We start from the raw sequence: 554 nt of genomic DNA, 5'->3' as shown, positions 1-554 counted from the left end.
AGCTCGGGTCTTTTAGAAGCCGTGTCAGGCGATATGACCTTCGATGTCTCAGCGCTTACCAACATGCGTGAAGGTGGGGTTGAAGTTAGCGATAAAGTGGTTTCTCACAGTTACGTGCGAGGAGAATGGGAAAATATCCCAAATGTTGATAAACACACAAGGATCAAGAAAAATATCGACACTACGATCATTCGTCAGCAGCCTCATTTTACCAATAATGCGGCACAGATTTTGGTAGGGCGTCATCTCACGGTCCATGCCGGTGATATCCGCAATAGCTATAGTTTGATTGCTGCTAATGGCAACATTGAGATGCAGGGTGATACGCTGCTCAATGAGGGGCGTGATTTAATTGAAACAACCAAGATTGTAACTGAAACACGCTACAGATATAAGCAATGTAGTGCCACAAATCCAGCATGTATAGGGCAAGGTGCAGAAGAATGGGATGGTCCTACTTTTACCCAAACACTCAAACGCACTTATGATGCTGTTTACGGCACGATTGAAGCTGGTGGCACGCTTGATGCCAAGTTGACAGGCTATATTGACAA

The 554-nt window shown here is 45.1% G+C and carries 1 protein-coding gene; it reads left to right on the top strand.

Annotated elements, in window-relative coordinates; translation table 11 throughout:
• Nucleotides 1-554, top strand: a 554-nt coding sequence (locus tag ACFIMP_RS09970; protein WP_375686352.1) for a hypothetical protein, incomplete at both ends; no start/stop codon positions are given.

Origin of the sequence: Bartonella sp. AP65SXKL (assembly GCF_042195725.1) — a bacterium.
Lineage (GTDB): Bacteria > Pseudomonadota > Alphaproteobacteria > Rhizobiales > Rhizobiaceae > Bartonella.
Note: the sequence above shows the minus strand (reverse complement) of the source record. Positions and strands in the feature narration are given on the sequence as shown.